The following is a 1,574-nucleotide window of genomic DNA, read 5'->3' as shown; positions in this document are numbered from 1 at the left end:
TCTCGGTATAGGTGCCCTTCAGTTTCGAGAGCTGACGCCAGTCCAGCAGCACGCGCGGCAGCTCGTGCTCGAGGGCCAGGCTTTCGAGGACGTCGCTGTCGGTGGACCACTGGCCGGTGGCGGTCTTCTTGCCGCCCTTCATGTTCATCTCGCCAAACAGCACGTCGCCGATCTGCTTGGGGCTGCCCAGGTTGAACGGCCGGCCGACGATCTCCTGGGCGCGCGCCTCGTACTGGGCCATGCGTAGGGAGAACTCGTTCGACAGCAGGCGCAGCGCCTCGGGATCGACCTTGACGCCGTCGTTCTCCATCATCGCCAGCACGGCGGGTAGGGGGCGTTCCAGGGTCTCGTAGACGGTCGACAGGCCCTCGCGCGCCAGGCGCGGCTTCAGCCGCTCCCATAGGCGAAGGGTGACGTCGGCGTCCTCGGCGGCGTAGGCGGTCGCCTCGGCCAGGGCCACGTGCTTGAAGCTGATCTGGGCCTTGCCGGTCCCGGCCACCTGCTTGAACGGGATCGGCTTGTGGCCCAGCCACAGCTCCGACAGCTCGTCCATGCCGTGGCCGTGCAAGCCCGCCTCCAGCACGTAGGAGATCAGCATGGTGTCGTCGATCGGCGAGACCTGGATCCCGTGGCGCGACAGCACCGCGATGTCGTACTTGGCGTTCTGCGCCACCTTCAGCACCGCCGGATCCTCCAGCAGCGGCTTCAGCGTCGCGATCACGTCGGCCAGCGGGATCTGCACGAGGTCGGCGGCGGCTTCCAGCGCCAGGCCTTCCTTCTCGCAGTGGCCGACCGGGATGTAGCAGGCCTCGCCGGCCGCCACGGCCAGCGAGATCCCGCAGAGGCCCGCCGTCGCCGAACCCAGCGCGTCGGTCTCGGTGTCGAAGGCCACGACGCCCTTGGCCGTCGCCCTGGCCACCCAGGCCTTCAGGGTCTCGACGTCACGGACGCAAGAATAGGTCGCGTGGTCGATGGTGATCGGCTCGGCCGCCGGCTTGGCGGCGGCGCGGGCGGCCGCGCCCATGTACGAGACGGTGGTGACCGGCGCCTTGGGCTGGGCCGGCGGACGATCCAGGGTCCCCGGCGCGGCGGCGGCCGAACCATCGCCCACGCGGCGGGCCAGGGACCGGAACTCCATCTGGTCCAGGAAGGCCGCCAGCGCCGCCTTGTCCGGCTCGCGCACCTTCAGATCGTCCAGCGGCTCGGGCAGCGGGGTGTCGCAGTCCAGCTTCACCAGGGCCCGCGACAGGCGGATCTGGTCGGCGAAGGCGATCTGCTCGACGGCCTCCTTGCTGTCGCCCAGCCGCAGCATGATGTGCTTGGCGTCGACCACGGCGGTGACCGAATCGAGCGCGGTGCGGGCCTTGACGTCCTCGTCGACGAAGAAGGTCTGAGCCACCGGGCCAGGATCGGCCAGCCCCGTGGTCTCGACGATGATGGCGTCGAAGCCGCCCTTCCTCTTCATCAGGCCCTGGAGGACGCGGATCAGGTCGCCGCGCACCGTGCAGCAGACGCAGCCGTTGTTCATCTCGAACACTTCCTCGTCGGCGTCGACAACGAGGTCGTTGTCGATG

Annotated in this window: 1 protein-coding gene; it reads right to left on the bottom strand. The window is 69.2% G+C overall.

Annotation, left to right across the window (positions count from 1 at the left end):
* Nucleotides 1-1,574 (bottom strand): DNA polymerase (locus NKJ21_RS27335; RefSeq protein ID WP_254733423.1); only part of this gene is annotated, 1,574 nt, incomplete at both ends.

The sequence above is a fragment of the Klebsiella sp. SWET4 genome, assembly GCF_024296565.1.
Classification (GTDB): domain Bacteria; phylum Pseudomonadota; class Gammaproteobacteria; order Enterobacterales; family Enterobacteriaceae; genus Klebsiella; species Klebsiella variicola.
This window is presented reverse-complemented; position numbering and strand designations above follow the sequence as displayed.